Raw genomic sequence first — 15,795 nt, 5'->3', positions numbered from 1 at the left:
GCATCGCTCCGGGACGACAAGGGGCTCCGGCGAGTCCGTGACCGGACGCCGGGCGGCTTGATATCGGAAAAGGTGCGGCTCAGCGGCCCGTGATTAGGCACTCGGCAACGCGCCGGGTGCTTACGGCGGGAACATTCTTACGGACGTGACTCAAGCCGCGATTCGTCAACCGCGTTCGGGAAAGGCCGAATCGGCCCGGGCACCGGAGTGGGGGCTGCCGCGGGGAAGCGGTGGGCGAACGAGTACCGTATATTAGTGGTAGTCACCATACGGATTCCTTGGTTGAGAGGGATGACTCTGTGGTTAGTGGGGCCGAGACGGATTGCAGTCCTCCCGGTTCCACGCCTCACCGCCTTAGTGCGAAGGCCGACTGCGACACCTCTAAAGCAACGACGCGGTCGGCATTGACAACGTAGAAAAACAACGAAGAATTGTCTGTAGGAACCGCCCGCGAGGTGAGGCATTTTCTTCGCGCGCAAACTCGATTCGTCTGCCCTGAAGCAATTTTCAGATATTCCTACAGACTTTCGGCCTTAGACAGTACGAAGATGGATCGTTAGAGATAGACGCACAGGTGTTCGGGGGGGCACGATGGCATCGGATCGCCTCCCAGATCCGACAACAGGAACGTTGATAAGGGAGAGGCAGCATGGGGGGAGACATGTACGGGCTCGCGCCTTGTGGCAGCGAGCAGGCGGTGTCGTGTGGACGATGGATTGTTCGGGCATCTAGGCGTCGAGCAAGCGCTTTCATAGGGCTTCTTGCCGTGTTGGTCGCGTGGGAAGCGTCCGCCCAGACGGCGACGACAAACCCCGAGAACGAGTACAAGAAACTCGTTGAAGTCAAGGAAGACATACAGCCGATCGGAGACAACCCGTTCGGCGAAAACGTCAATGTCTACGACGGTACGCTGTCATTCCATGTAACGGATTTCTCGCTCCCAGGTAACGGTCCCGCGATCGAGATAAGTCGTACTTTCCAGGCCGACGGCGACAGCGAGGTGCGTAGGGACAATGCCTCTTTCGGTGACTGGGATCTGGATTTGCCCAGATTCTCGACCTTGACCTCGAACCAGTCGACCCTGATCCAGGGGCCGACTCAGATCGGTTGGGTCGTTGATACCGATACCCGAACTGATCGCTGCTCCAATTTTCTCCCGCCACCTCCGCTAAGGCATGGCCGGCCGCCGGATGACAATCCGATTCAACCGTCCACATGGTGGAATGAAGGTTATAGCCTTCGCGTTCCCGGCAAAGGCGCCGAGGACATGTTGATGCGCTCGCCTTCGTCGCCTGCGCCTCCCCAGATGGCGGGCTTGAATTTCGTCGGCGTTTCCAAGGGAAACTGGAATCTCGCCTGCCTTCCGAATACCGTCAATGGCGAGCCGGGGGAAGCTTTTCTCGCCGTGGGGCCGGATGGAAGCAAGTATTGGTTGAACTATCTCACGTATCGGGCGGCGCGCAACTATGGTGCCTTCCGTCGCCTTGGCCTGATGTTCGCGACCCGCGTCGAGGATCGTTTCGGCAATTGGTTGACGTACACGTACGACGCCGGGCGCATCATGAGTATCGATGCGAGCGACGGGCGAAAGGTCACGTTTTCCTATACCGACGATGGTAAGCACATCGCGCAGATCAATGCCGTGGGCGCGAACATGCAGCGCAGCTGGCGATATGGCTACTCCCCGAGTGCTACCGGAGTATCCCTGTCGACGGTACAGCTCCCGGATGCCAGTTCCTGGGGCTACTCGCTCCAGGACCTCACGTTCAATGTCAAATCGACGCCTGCCACGGGGCACTGTCTTGATCCGCTCATGCCGGATGAGTCCCTCCTGAAGACCGGCACCATTACATCGCCTTCGGGCTTGACGGGCGTATTCGAGACGCGGCCGACGCGTCATGGCCGGTCTGACGTTCGCGAGGTGTGCAATTTGCCCCCTGGCGGCAATGCGTCTTCGCCTGCCTATGAAATGGTGCCGAGGTATTACAACAACCTCGCTCTTCGCCGGAAAACGATTACCGGCGCAGGACTGGGGCGGCAGGTGTGGTCGTACGTTTATCCAGTAGCTACGGCGAGCTGGAAGAACCAGTGTGCATCCTCCGGCTGCGATTACACGACGTATTCGGATGTCACCGATCCATCGGGAAACGTGACGCGGTATGTGTTCAGCAACCGCATGGACGCGACGGAAGGCAAGGCGCTGCGAACAGATTACTACGGCAGCAGCACGTCTGTGGGGCCGGTGCGCAGTGAGACGTTCGCTTATGGCGATCCCACACGTGGCCCTTGGCCGGCCGAGTATGGCTACACGTTCAATGCATTTGGCAATAGTGATCGAGCGAAACGCGAAGCACCACTTTCCGAGAGGCACATCTATCAGGAGGGTGACCACTTCGACTGGTATGCGCTTGATTTCGACGTATTCGCCCGTCCGGGGAGGGTTCGACGCGAAAGCAGCGTGGTCACGCGCGACGCGAACGGACAGCCTCTGGCCCCGGCCTCCGTCGACGAGCGCACGACGTACCTCGATGACACGTCACGCTGGGTCCTGGGTTTGCCTTTGCAGACCGACAACCTGTCGACCGGGGAGACAGTCAGTCGCAACGTCTATGATCCCGGTTCCCTGACTCTGTCCGAGCGCTATCGTTTCGGCCGCAAGGTGATGGGGTATACCTTCAATGCGCAGGGCCAACTGGCGAGCTTCACCGACGGCAACGGCCATACGACGGGCCTGGAGAATTACTATCGGGGCATCCCGCGGACCATCCGGTACCCGGACGGCACCGCGCAGACCGTGGCGGTGGATGACTTCGGGCAGATCACGGCGATCGCCGACCAGACCGGGGCACTGACCTCGTACGGCTACGACGCCATCGGGCGTCTGGCACGGATCGACTATCCGGCGGGTGATAGCGTGGCATGGGAGCCGAAGGTTTTCTATTACTCATACATCGGAGCGGCACGCGGTGTCGATGGCCCGCATTGGATGCGTGTGACGGGGCAGGGTAATTGGAGCCAGCGTATCGATTACGACGCCATGTTGCGTCCGGTGGCCTATGGAGAGTCGGCGATGAGTAATGGCGCCGACTATGTGTCCTCCCGTATCGACTACGACTGGGCGGGACGCAAGACCTTCCAGTCCTACCGTGTAGCTGGGATGCCCGACCTGGCCGGCATGGCGCTGGGCACGGTCACCCGATATGACGCGTTGGGCCGCCCCATCCAGCAGTTCCAGCACACCGAGTTGGGCGATCTGCTGACCACCACCGATTACCTGGCCGGTGGCGCGCGGCAGGTCACCGACCCCAAGGGCAACGCCACGACCACGCGCTACCAGCTGTTCGACCAGCCGTCGTTCGATAACGTGATCGCGGTGGAGGCGCCCGAAGGTGTCGTCCAGACGATCCAGCGCGACATCTACGGTAATCCACGGTCGATCACCCAGGGCGGCCAGGGGCTGTCGCTGACCAAGACGATGACCTACGACGGCGAGCATCGGTTGTGCCGCACGTGGGAGCCGGAGTCTGGCAGCGAGATCATGGCTTACGACGGTGCCGACAACCTGGCCTGGAGTGTCTCCGGCGCGTCGTTCAACGGCGCCGGTTGCGGCCAGGACCAGGTGACGGATGCCCTGAAGACCGTGCGTGGCTACGACGCGATGAACCGGGTGACCTCGGTGGTGTATCCCGCAGGTACTGAGCCGAGCAGTTTCACCTACGATGCGCGGGGCAACCCGGCGACGGCGACGGCCGGCATGGCCAGTTGGACCTTCGGTCGCAACAAGATGGGCTTGCTTACTGCCGAAGTGCTGTCCATCGATGGCTGGAGTTGGGCGCTGGGCTATGGCTACGATCCGAAGGGGGCGCTGAGCACGATCGTTTATCCAGACGGCAATATCGTCAGCTTTGCGCCCAACGGTCTCCGCCAGCCGACGCAGGTGAGTGGTTACGCCTCAGGTATCACCTATTTCCCCGACGGCGACGTGAAGTCGTACACCCTGGGCAACGGCGCGATCTATACGGCGGACAAGAACGCCCGCCAGTTGCTGCGCAACTTCACCTACGGCAAGAACGGCGCGCCGAACGTCAGCGAGGACTTCGCCTATGACGCCAATGGAAACGTGAGTCAGATCAATGATGTCTCCGGCGCCAACCAGCGTAGCAAGGCGATGGGCTACGACGGCCTGAATCGCCTGGTCTCGGCGACGGCCAGCCAGTTGTGGGGTACCGAGAGCTATACCTACGACACACTCAACAACATCCGCACGCTGACCAATAGCTTCGGTACGAAGACGTACAACTACGACGGCTCGAACTTACTCCGCTCGATCGGTAACGGCGCGTCGGTGCTGCGCACGTTCAACTACGACGCGCGCGGCAACACGACGGCCAAGGACAGCCAGGTGCTGAACTTCGACCTGGCCAACCGCCTGACGTCTATCCCGGGCAAAGGGACATACACCTACGATGCTGCCGGTCGACGCGTGAAGAAGGTGACGCCGCAGGGCACGACGTACTACGCATACAACGCGGGCGGGCAGTTGATGTGGGAGTACGATCCGGCGACGACCAACGGCACTAAGTATGTCTATCTCGGCAAGAAGCTGATTGCCAACGCGAAGGCGTCGACTTCGAAGGTGGTTGGTGCGTTTTACGGTCCGGCGGTCGGCGATGATGTCTATGTCGCAGGTTGGGCATGCTCGACGGGCCTGCCGAGGTCTATCGATGTCCATATCTACATCGGCGGTGTTGCTGGCGCTGGGACCTTCTTCGGTGCGTACCCTGCCAACCTTGCCAGTGAACCAAGTCTGCATCAGGAGTGTAAGGCCAACGGCGATGCGTACCGGTTCCAGGTCTTGCTGCCGGACAGCCTTCGACTGTCGAGCGGCGGTCAGCCGATTTACATCTACGGCATCTCTCCGGTAGGCAATGAGAACGCGCCGTTGACGGGATCGGGTCAGATGATTGTACCCCGATCGGTCAAAGTACCGCCAAAGCCTGCGTCGGTGACGGCGACCCTTAGCGGGGATATGTCGATGATACAGGTCGCGTGGAGCGCATCGGCGACCGCGATTCGTTACGAAGTCTTGCAGGTCCATAACGGCCAGTGGACGACGCTTTATACCGGGGCTGGGCTGGCGGCTGCTGTGAGGCAGCCGACGAATGGGGCGTATGCCTTCTATGTCCGTGCATGCAATGACAACGGGTGCAGCGACCTTGTGGAAAGTGCGGTCGTCAACGTGGCGCACCTGCCGACCACGCCGGGCTCGGTCAACATCCCGGCCAGTTCCACGGGTAGTGTCGTCATCAGTTGGGCAGCGGCGGCTTACGCAGCGTCCTATCAGGTGGAGCACAGTTACGACGGTAACTGGACGCAGGTTTACAGCGGCAGCGCGACCTCGGCGACGATCACGGAAACGGTTTCGTCCAACTGGTATTACCGAGTCCGGGCATGCAATGCCAATGGCTGTGGAGGTTACGCCACCAGTAGCTACGTACCGGTCGTCGTACCTCCTACGGCCACGCCGACACTTTACGGTGCGGGTACCAGTAACACCGGCGCCTACACGCTTAGCTGGACGGGCGTAGGTGGCGCGACGGCCTACAACCTTGTCGAATCCGCCAATGGTGGCGGCTGGCAGCAAGTGCTCTTTGCCGCGGCGGGAAACTGGTCGACATCGGGGCGGCCGGAAGGCAGCTACGTCTATCAGGTGCAGGCCTGCAATAGCAGCGGTTGCGGCCCCTGGAGTGGCCAAGTCGCCGTCGTGGTGGCCCTCCCGCCTGCCACGCCGACCGACGTTCGACTGGTCGATCGCGACGTGAAGGCGCGCCGCATCTTCACCCTTTACTGGTCCGCATCCCCTGGTGCTACGCGGTACGAAATCAGCCGTTATCCGGGGGGCACCATCGTCTACAGCGGTACGGGGCTCAGCTCGGTCGTCGAGAGCGGAATTTCCCCTTATGAGCAGGTGTATCTGTACAGCGTCAGGGCGTGTAACGACCGCGGCTGCTCGGCCTGGTCGGCACAGCAATGATGGTGATCGATAACCCATATGCGATGGGCCCCAAAAAAACAGGGAAAGAGGTGATTTCATGAAGCATGCGTTGATCGATCGGTTTTCGTCGACTAAGCGGCCAGGTGTCGCCTTCCGCATGGTGGTGATGTTCGTCGTCATGGTGATAAGCGCCATGCTGCACACCATGGCCTCGGCACAGGCCGTCACTTACTATTACACCGACCCTCAGGGCACCGTGCTCGCTACGGCGGATGCCCAAGGCAACATCCTGACTCAAGCCGACCGTCGTCCATACGGCGAGCAGGTTATGGGTACGCCACAGGATGGGCCAGGGTATACCGGGCATGTGGATGATTCGGATTCGGGTCTCATCTATATGCAGGCCAGGTACTACGATCCGGCTGTTGGTCGCTTCTTAAGCGTTGATCCGGAAAGACTGGTCGCGTCCAACGTTAATCAATTTCCCCGGTATGCCTATGCAAACAACAATCCAATTGTAAATACTGATCCAGACGGTCGGCAGACCATGCCGCCGTCAGTTTATCGATTTGATTGGACCAAGCCAGAAAACAGAAGCGGTTTTGTAGAGACCGCCATACCCTTTACGCCGATTGTCAGCGATGTCCAAAATATCTCTGATGCAATAAGTGATCCGTCTCCTGTCAATATTCTTGCAGCGGTTGTCGGTGCAGTCCCTGAAGGAGGCGGGCCACTCGCAAAAATCCTCAAAGAGGGCTCGGCTGGCGGCAAGCGAGCAGGCATGGCTTTCACTCGAGCGGGAAAAGCTGAGGTTAAAGAAGCGAATGCCCTTGCTCACGAGGGCCGGGTTGTGTGCGAAGCTTGTGGGCGCGAAACTGTGCCGGCCAAACAGAGTCAGAAGGGCGTTACGCCTCCTGGCGACGAGGCACATGTAGACCATGTCATTCCAAAATCGAAGGGCGGTGACGGCTTTCCATCCAACGGGCAGGTACTTTGCCGTGACTGCAATCTTGACAAGGGAGCTAACTGAGTGGCTGAGAAAGTAAAGGTTTTCTTTGAGCTCGAGCAAGATGAAGACGGATACCCCGGCTTCGCCAGCGAGTCCGTTTGGGCTGAAAGAACCCAGGACCCCAATATGGTGAAAATCGACAACATTCCATTTTTCGCGGCTTCCGCTACGCTGGGGGATGTTGTTCGTGTTTACGAAAAACAAGGTGTTCTTTGGTTCAAAGAGTTGATCGTACAATCTGCGAACTCGCTCATTCGCGTCGTCTTTTTCGATGAGGCACAGAAGGAGCGTGTAAATGATGGTCTCACCGAAAAGGGTTGCGAAACGGAGTATATGGATCAGAGTAAATTACTCGCTGTATCCATTCCGAAGCCCGACATGGTCGAGGATATCAGGGGATATCTACAACAGCAGGCTGAAGCCGGCTTTATTGACTATGAAGAGCCTATTCTTCGAGATTAAGGTGGGCATGCGTTTGTGATCGGTTTTCGGGCTAAGCGTTAGCGTCGTTCGTTTGGTCGCTTTGCGATCCGTGTTTTTGACGGCTTACGCCGTACCGCTGCTTCGTAGGTATGACTCGCATCGGCGCTCGGGCGTGGCGGTGTGGAGCCGTCGGGCTGGGGCCGTGGCGCTCCGGCTTCACCGTCCCTCGGGAAAGGAGGGACGCTGCGCGGCTCGTGTTTGATGGCTTCGCTCCTTCGGGGCCGGGCGGGTGGGCGAGGTTCCTCGACTCGGCCTCCGTGCCTAGGCGAGGAATGGCGGTCATCCCGACCGCCACCGCTGTGCGGCCTTCTTCGCCCACCGCCCCTCGGTTACGCAGGTTGCGCCACGGCCTCGGCCCGACGGCTCCCCCGAATGGCGTCGCGATCTTGCCGCAAAAAACCAAACTTGCGCTACCTCCGTAGGAGCGCGCTTGCTCGCGATCCGCGACAGCGGCAATCTGGCCCGCTACGACGTCGGTGTTGGAGCGGGAGCCAGCTTCAGTACCTATTCGGTTGATAGGGACTTCAAGGAGAATAACTAATGAAGTTTGCGGTGATGATCGCCAGCGCCATATCGTTCGTAATGGCAATTCTTTATCTGTCCTCAATGGCACGGTTGGCTTCGCTTCTTCAGCGAGAGTCAGGTATTCATACTGTGGGTATTGATGGGCCTAACGCTCAGTTGAAGCTATTTCGTGTTGTATTTTTCGGGAAGGACCTGGATCGAACTTTTTCCGATAGGCATGCTGGATTGCTGGCCAGTGCCCGATGGTCTGGAGGGATTGGATTGGGTCTATTCATAGCCGTGTTCGTAGGGGCCTTACTTGGCTTTGCAGGTTGAGTCCATCCCAAATCGGTTCGATCGTTTGATGGGTGACTCCGACTGCAAACATGGCGAGTGACGAGGTGGCTTGATATCTAAGCAAGCCAAAATCTCCCTCAAGAGCGGGCAAGGCGAAGACGGATAGACCGGCTTCGCTATAGGGGGCAACTGAGTGGCCGGGATCATCGTCAACGGTCAGGTCGAGCAGGTCGCTCGCGTTTTTTTGTTTCTGGCTTTTTGGCGGATGTTTCCTGCAGACGTCGCACGTCACAGTATCTATTCGGTCGATAAGGACTCCGGGTTCGTTACACAACTTCCTCTTCCGCAGGCTATTCCGATGGATCGAAATGAGGCGTATCTGCGGGGTCTTCAGCCGGCTATGGCGGAAGAACGATTGAGGGTGGCCATGGATGTCGATCCGATCGTCGATGTGATCACGGATCGCTACCCTTTTTCCGGAAGCACCATCGACTGGGACAAGGTGCCCGGTTCCATCATTCTCGACATGCGTCACGCAACGCGTGTCGAGGTGCTGAATACGTTCGAGCCATGGTTTCGGGAACAGGTCGAGGTGCGGGGTCTGCGCGGGACGGTTTGCGTCATCGGAGACGATGCCGGATCCGCCACCATCCTGGGCGACATGGAGGCCGTGGTCGAGTACGCGAAGCGGCTGGTCGATCTGCCGCAACATACGTATATCCATGATTATCCGCACGCGGACTGGATGTTCAGCCTGGTGATGTCCGGGTGGATGGCGTTCGGGTACTCGCCATGGCTGAGGTCCCGGCGAATGGAACGGGTCGGGTAGCCAGAATCCGCCGGGTAGAAAAGGGGGCGGAGCCTGGCGTTACCATGGGGCCATTCTTCGGAACGGAGCGCACGGGTGCATATCCACGGCAGCTGTCACTGCGGCAACATCGTTTTCGACCTTGCATGGCCGGGTGAACCACCGGTTCCCACGCGGGCGTGTACCTGTACCTTCTGCCGCAAGCATGGCGCGGCATGGACGGCGAATCCCTCGGCTTCGCTGGATATCCGCTTTCGGGACGCGTCGCGCGTCTCGCGGCATGAATTCGGAACGCGTACGGCGCAGTTCCATGTCTGCCAGGTCTGTGGGGTCGTTCCCGTGTGTACCAGTGATATCGAAGGGCGTCGCTATGCCGTGGTCAACGTTCGCACCTTCGATGGTGAGGTTCCTGTGGCGGATCCCGTGTCGATCAGTTTCGACGGGGAGGGGGAGGATGACCGGCTGACCCGCCGCGCGAGGGGCTGGATCGGCACGGTGACCATGGGGGCGTGAGCCGGCCTGCTTGTGTAGGAGCGTGCCTTGCGCGCGACCGGTTGTCGCGAAACCGTGGGTTCACTGCCATACCGGTCGCGCGCAAGGCGCGCTCCTACAGTGCCTCGTCTCAAATTTTGTTGAGACAGGCGGGGGCCGGCCTGCATCTGCCCCATCTCCGGACATCTGGAACCCTTCACGCGGCAGGAGCTTACGAGGCTCGTTCTCCTTGCACGATGGAAGAAAAATGCGATAGAATTCGTGAATCTTAAAGCGCCGTTGACGAATATTCCGGCTTTCGTGTCCGCGGCGTTTCAGGAACTTTCTTTTTACAAGAAAGCCTCCTCGTGAGGCTTTTTTGTTGGGCGCATGGAAGCGTCCTGCGACACACTGTGAGCGCCGTCAGGGCATCGCGGAGGGCGCTGGAGGAGAGTGTCGGGATACATCGGCGACGAAAGGAATGGGCCGCTTGAGCCCTTTTTTTGTTTCTGGCGACCGGAAAACCGCAGGCATCGTGGACAACAACGCACTATCACAGCGCTTCTCCGACATCGTGGCCGAACTGGGCCTCGAAGTCCTGGGTATCGAATTTTCCCCGTCCGACGGGCAGAGCACGCTGCGCGTGTTCCTGGATGTCACGGCAGCCGAACGCGAGCGTCGCGAGGCCGCCGAGATTCCGCCGGAGGTGAACATCGAGGATTGCGAGGCCGCCAGCCGCGAGTTCTCCGCATGGCTCGACGTTGAAGATCCGATCCCCGGCAACTATGTACTGGAAGTCTCCTCTCCCGGCATCGACCGCCCGCTGTTCACGGCGGAGCAGTTCGCCCGGGTGTCCGGCCAGGAAGTAAAGGTGCTGCTGAAGGCCCCCATCGAGGGTCGCCGGCGCCTGAAAGGCAACGTCGTTGAAGTAAACGGCGAGCACATTGTGCTGGAAGGCGAGGCTGGCCGATTCGAATTCGAACATGCGGACGTCGAAAGCGCCCGCGTGGTGCCCGACTGGGTGGCCCTCGGCTATGCGCCGCAGCCGAAGCCCAAGCCGGGCACCAAGAAGAAAACCAAATAACGAAACACGAAACGACGGGGTGCCCCAGCGGTGCCCTCATGGGAGTAGCGGCAATGAGCAAAGAAATTTTGCTGGTAGTCGACGCGGTCGCCAACGAGAAGGGCGTGCCGCGCGAAGTCATTTTCGAAGCCATGGAAGCGGCGCTGGCCTCGGCCGCCAAGAAGCGCTACCCCGATGAGGACCCGGACATCCGGGTCGTGATCGACCGCAACACGGGCGATTACGAGACCTTCCGGAGCTGGACGATCATCGCCAATGACGGCGAGATGGAAGACCCGTCCTACGAGATCCGTCTCATGGACGCCGAAGACGAAGCCGAAGGGCAGGCGGTGGAAGTCGGTGGTTCGATCGAGCATCAGGTCGAAAACGCCGAGTTCGGCCGCATTGCCGCACAGGCCGCCAAGCAGGTCATCGTGCAGCGCGTCCGCGAAGCCGAGCGCCAGCTGGTGGTCGACGCCTTCCAGGATCGCGTCGGCGAACTGGTCACGGGCATCGTCAAGCGCGTCGAGCGCGGCAACATCTACCTCGACCTGGGCAGCAATGCCGAGGCCTTCATCCCGCGCGACAAGACGATTCCCCGTGAATCTCACCGCGTCGGCGACCGCGTGCGCGGTTACCTCTACGAGGTGAAGTCGGAAGTCCGTGGTCCGCAGCTGTTTGTCTCGCGCAGCGCCCCGGAATTCATGATCGAGCTGTTCAAGCTCGAAGTGCCCGAAGTGGGCCAGGGCCTGGTCGAGATCAAGGGCTGTGCCCGCGATCCGGGCGACCGCGCCAAGATCGCCGTGGTGGCTCACGACAGCCGCACCGATCCCATCGGCGCCTGCATCGGCATGCGCGGTTCGCGCGTGCAGGCCGTGTCCAACGAGCTCAATGGCGAGCGCGTGGACATCATCCTGTGGCACGAGAACCAGGCCCAGTACGTCATCAATGCGATGGCTCCGGCCGAAGTCCAGTCGATCATCATGGATGAAGAAAAGCACTCCATGGATATCGCGGTGGCCGAGGACAAGCTGTCCCAGGCCATCGGCCGCGGCGGCCAGAACGTGCGCCTGGCCAGCAAGCTCACGGCCTGGCAGCTCAATGTGATGACGCAGGACCAGGTCACCGCCAAGAGCGAAGCCGAGCAGCAGGCAGCACTCAGCCTGTTCATGGACAAGCTCGAGGTCGACGAGGAAATCGCCGGCATCCTGGTTTCCGAAGGTTTCTCCTCGGTCGAAGAAATCGCCTACGTGCCCAGCGCCGAGCTGCTCGCGGTCGAGGGCTTCGACGAGGACATCGTGGAAGAACTCCGCGCCCGTGCCCGCGACGCCCTGCTCAACGAAGCGCTGGCCGTGGAAGAAAACGTCGAAGGCCCGTCGCAGGAACTGCTCGATCTCGACGGCATGGACGAGGCCACGGCCTTCGCCCTGGTCGAGCGCAGCGTGAAGACCCTCGACGACCTGGGCGACCTGGCCGTCGACGAACTGATCGATATCGAAGGCATGACCGAGGAGCGCGCCAAGCAGCTGATCATGGCTGCCCGCGCACCGATGATCGCCCGTCTGGAGAAGGGTGGCTAAGCGCGGACCGGAAGCGCCCTGGAAGGGCGCCTCGAGGAGGGCTGAAATGCCCTCCACCAAGGATGGAGGCAGCCGTACGGGTCATCGAACGGCACGTAAGGTGGGTACGCGCGGGAACGGCGGAGAGTAAAGAACGATGTCGGACGTCACAATCAAACAACTGGCACAGGTCCTGGAAATGCCAGTCGAGAAGCTCCTTGGGCAGCTCGACAAGGCCGGGATGAAATTCAACAACGCGGATCAGGTCATCAGCAGCACCGAGAAGGTGAAACTGCTCGGATTCCTGCGCCGCACGCATGGCAAGAGCGACACCGCCGTCGAGGCCGAGGATTCGGCTCCGCGCCAGATCACGCTGAAGCGCCGCACGGTCGGCGAGCTGAAGGTGAACTCCGGTACGGGACGCAGTGCGGGTCCGGCCAAGACGGTCAACGTCGAGGTCCGTGCCAAGCGCACTTACGTCAAGCGCAGCGTCATCGCCGAGGACGCCGCTGTCGACGGCGACCGTGACGACGCCTCGCTGCAGCATGGCGAGTCGCACGACCAGCACGATCACGATGAAGCGCTGCTCCGCCAGGAAGCCGAGCGTCGCCAGGCCGAAGAGGCCGCGGCAGCACGCGAGGCCGCCGAAGCCGAAGCTCGTCGCAAGGAAGAAGAAGCCGCCGAGGCCCGTCGCAGGGCGGAAGCCGAGCAGCAGGCCGCGGCCGAGCGCGCTCGCGCCGATGCCGAGGCACGTGCTGCCGCGGAGGCTGCCGAAGCCGAAGCGCGCGCCAGCACCTCGCCGGCCGGCACCGCATCGGGTGACGATGCGCCGACCCATCAGGTTGCGAAGCTCGATACGCGCTCGCTGGGCATGATCCTTCCCCGTATCCATGAGCCGCGCAAGCGCGAGCGCGTGGTGTCCAAGCCTGCGCCGCCTCCGGCACCCGCTCCGGCACCCGCACCCGTTGCCGCTGCGCCCGCTCCGGCAGCTGCCCGTCCGGCGGCACCGGCTGCCCGTCCGGCGCCGGGCGCCGCTGCGGCTGCCAGCGATGCGCGCGGCAACGCACGTCCGAAGCACGGTGGTGGCGGTGGTGGCGGTAACGCCGGCAACGGCGGCCGTAACGACCGCGAGTCGGGCGGCAAGCGTTTTGCCGGTGGCGAAATGCACCTGTCGGATGCCGACCGCGCCCGCCGCTCCAGCGGCAAGGGTGGTCGTGGCAAGCCGGGCAGGGGCGGTCGCATCGAACCGAACCGCGGCTCGGCCTCGTCGGGCGGTCCGCACGGCTTCACCCGTCCCACGGCTGCCGTGGTGCGCGAAGTCGTCATCGGCGACAACAACGTCGTGGCCGAGCTGGCACAGAAGATGGCCGTGAAGGGCGCCGAGGTCGTGAAGACGCTCTTCAAGATGGGCGTCATGGCGACCATCAACCAGACGATCGATCACGACACCGCCGCGCTGGTGGTGGAAGAACTCGGTCACACGCCGGTTCGCGCCACCGACAACGACGCGGAAGCCGCGCTGGCCTCGCATACGCAGAACGCGGAGCTGGACGGCGAGAAGATTTCCCGTCCGCCGGTCGTGACCATCATGGGTCACGTCGACCACGGCAAGACCTCGCTGCTCGACTACATCCGTCGTACCAAGGTCGCTTCGGGCGAAGCGGGCGGCATCACGCAGCACATCGGCGCTTACCACGTCGAAACCAGCCGTGGCGTCGTTACCTTCCTCGACACCCCGGGCCACGCGGCGTTCACCGCCATGCGTGCCCGCGGCGCGCAGTCCACGGATATCGTGGTGCTCGTGGTCGCTGCCGACGACGGCGTCATGCCGCAGACGCAGGAAGCCGTGAAGCATGCGCGTGCTGCCAAGGTGCCGCTGATCGTCGCGCTTACCAAGATGGACAAGTCCGACACCAATGTGGACCACGTCAAGCAGGGCCTCGCGAACCTCGAAGTCATCCCGGAAGACTGGGGCGGCGACACGCAGTTCGTGCCCGTCTCGGCGAAGACCGGCATGGGTATCGACGAACTGCTCGACGCCATCTCGATCCAGGCCGAAGTGATGGAGCTGAAGGCGGTTGCCGACGGTCGCGCTTCCGGTGTGGTCATCGAATCCAGCCTCGACCGCGGTCGTGGCCCGGTGGCGACGGTGCTCGTGCAGCAGGGCACGCTGAAGAAGGGCGACTTCGTCGTCTGCGGTGTGGAATACGGCCGCATGCGCGCCCTGATCGACGAAACGGGCAAGCAGGTTGCCGAAGCCGGCCCGTCCATCCCCGTGCAGGTGCTGGGTCTGTCCGGCGTGCCGGAGTCGGGTGACGACTTCGTGGCCGTGGAAGACGAGCGTCTCGCCCGTCAGGTGGCTGCCGAGCGTCAGCAGAAGCGTCGCGAAAACCGCCTGGTCACCAAGTCGAACCGTCTGGAAGACATCATGGCCCAGATGGGCCAGGGCGAAGGCCAGCAGACCCTCAACATCCTGGTCAAGGCCGATGTGCAGGGTTCGGTCGAAGCGCTGCGCGACTCGCTCACCCAGATCGGCAACGACATGGTGAAGGTGAACGTCATCGCCTCCGGCGTGGGCGGCATCACCGAGTCGGAAGCCCAGCTGGCAGCGGCCTCGAAGGCGCTGATCATCGGCTTCAACGTCCGTGCCGACGCCTCGGCGCGCAAGGTGATCGATACCTCGGGCCTCGATGTCCGTTACTTCTCGATCATCTACGACGTCATCGACCAGGTGAAGCAGGCGGCGTCCGGTCTGCTCGGCGTGGAAATCCGCGAAGAGATCATCGGCGTCGCCCAGGTCCGCGACGTGTTCCGTTCGTCGAAGTTCGGCGCGGTGGCCGGTTGCATGGTCATCGAGGGCATCGTCAAGCGTTCCAAGCCGATCCGTGTGCTGCGCGACAACGTGGTGGTCTTCCAGGGTGAACTGGAATCGCTGCGCCGCTTCAAGGAGCTGGTGGACGAAGTCCGCAATGGCACCGAGTGCGGTATCGCCGTGAAGCAGTACAACGACGTGAAGGTCGGCGACCAGATCGAGTGCTTCGAGCGCATCGAAGTCGCCCGTACGCTCTAAATCGCAAGCCAACGCCTCCCCGGTACGCCGGGGAGGCTTTTATCGTTTATAGGAGGCGGATATGCCGTCCCGTGATTTCAAACGCACCGACCGCGTCTCCGCCGAACTCCGTCGCGAGATCGGCCTGCTGGTGCATGCCGCCGTGCGTGACCATGGCTTGCCTTCGGTGAGCGTTTCCGACGTGGAAACCACCAAGGATCTCGACGTCGCCACGGTGTGGGTCACCGCGTTGATGCCCGAGAAGTCGGTCGAGGCCGTCAAGGCGCTCAAGGATCTGGCCAAGGAATTCCGTCGCGAGCTCTCGCGCACGATGCGCCTGCGTCGCGTGCCCGAGCTGCGCTTCAAGTACGACGAATCGGTCGACCGCGGCGAACGCATCGAAACCCTGCTGCGCGAAAACCCGGTCCCCCCGGCCCCGGCCGAAGACGAATAAAAACCTGTAGGAGCGCGCCTTGCGCGCGACCGGTCATCGCGATAACCGTCCCGGTATTCGCCATTCCCGGTCGCGCGCAAGGCGCGCTCCTACAAAAGCTCAT

10 protein-coding genes are annotated in these 15,795 nt (G+C 61.6%); all 10 read left to right on the top strand.

Annotation, left to right across the window (positions count from 1 at the left end; genetic code table 11):
* The first annotated feature begins 766 nt into the window (after window positions 1–766).
* The 10 genes from KR767_RS20970 (at window position 767) to rbfA (ending at window position 15,692) form a co-directional block, all read left to right on the top strand.
* Window positions 767–6,034, top strand: coding sequence for a hypothetical protein (locus KR767_RS20970; protein WP_250877667.1), 5,268 nt, complete (start codon window positions 767–769; stop codon window positions 6,032–6,034).
* Window positions 6,035–6,092: 58 nt separating this feature from the next.
* Window positions 6,093–7,025, top strand: a complete 933-nt coding sequence (locus tag KR767_RS20965; RefSeq protein WP_250877666.1) for an RHS repeat-associated core domain-containing protein — start codon at window positions 6,093–6,095, stop codon at window positions 7,023–7,025.
* Entirely contained in the window at window positions 7,026–7,466 is a 441-nt protein-coding gene (locus tag KR767_RS20960) for a DUF4265 domain-containing protein (protein ID WP_250877665.1), read from the top strand.
* Window positions 7,467–8,027: 561 nt separating this feature from the next.
* Window positions 8,028–8,327 carry a hypothetical protein gene (locus KR767_RS20955; protein WP_250877664.1) on the top strand — a complete coding sequence of 100 codons (300 nt, stop codon included), beginning with the start codon at window positions 8,028–8,030 and terminating at the stop codon, window positions 8,325–8,327.
* Between the two features lie 154 nt (window positions 8,328–8,481).
* The gene (locus KR767_RS20950; protein ID WP_250877663.1) at window positions 8,482–9,117 is read left to right on the top strand and encodes a hypothetical protein; all 636 of its coding nucleotides are present in this window, start codon (window positions 8,482–8,484) and stop codon (window positions 9,115–9,117) included.
* 75 nt (window positions 9,118–9,192) lie between these two features.
* Window positions 9,193–9,609, top strand: a complete 417-nt coding sequence (locus tag KR767_RS20945) for a GFA family protein (protein ID WP_250877662.1) — start codon at window positions 9,193–9,195, stop codon at window positions 9,607–9,609.
* A gap of 493 nt (window positions 9,610–10,102) precedes the next feature.
* On the top strand, window positions 10,103–10,651 hold the full coding sequence (locus tag KR767_RS20940; RefSeq protein WP_166947325.1) for a ribosome maturation factor RimP: 549 nt from the start codon (window positions 10,103–10,105) through the stop codon (window positions 10,649–10,651).
* 53 nt (window positions 10,652–10,704) lie between these two features.
* Window positions 10,705–12,210, top strand: coding sequence for a transcription termination factor NusA (gene nusA, locus KR767_RS20935; RefSeq protein WP_166947060.1), 1,506 nt, complete (start codon window positions 10,705–10,707; stop codon window positions 12,208–12,210).
* Window positions 12,211–12,346: 136 nt separating this feature from the next.
* Window positions 12,347–15,259 (top strand): translation initiation factor IF-2, encoded by a 2,913-nt coding sequence (gene infB, locus KR767_RS20930; protein WP_166947059.1) that lies wholly within the window; start codon window positions 12,347–12,349, stop codon window positions 15,257–15,259.
* Window positions 15,260–15,320: 61 nt separating this feature from the next.
* Window positions 15,321–15,692, top strand: a complete 372-nt coding sequence (rbfA, locus tag KR767_RS20925) for a 30S ribosome-binding factor RbfA (RefSeq protein WP_166947058.1) — start codon at window positions 15,321–15,323, stop codon at window positions 15,690–15,692.
* Window positions 15,693–15,795: the final 103 nt, after the last annotated feature.

Source organism: Luteibacter anthropi, from assembly GCF_023699965.1.
Taxonomy (GTDB): Bacteria; Pseudomonadota; Gammaproteobacteria; order Xanthomonadales; family Rhodanobacteraceae; genus Luteibacter; species Luteibacter anthropi.
The sequence above is the reverse complement of the archived record's forward strand: the minus strand, read 5'-3'. Positions and strand labels throughout refer to the sequence as shown.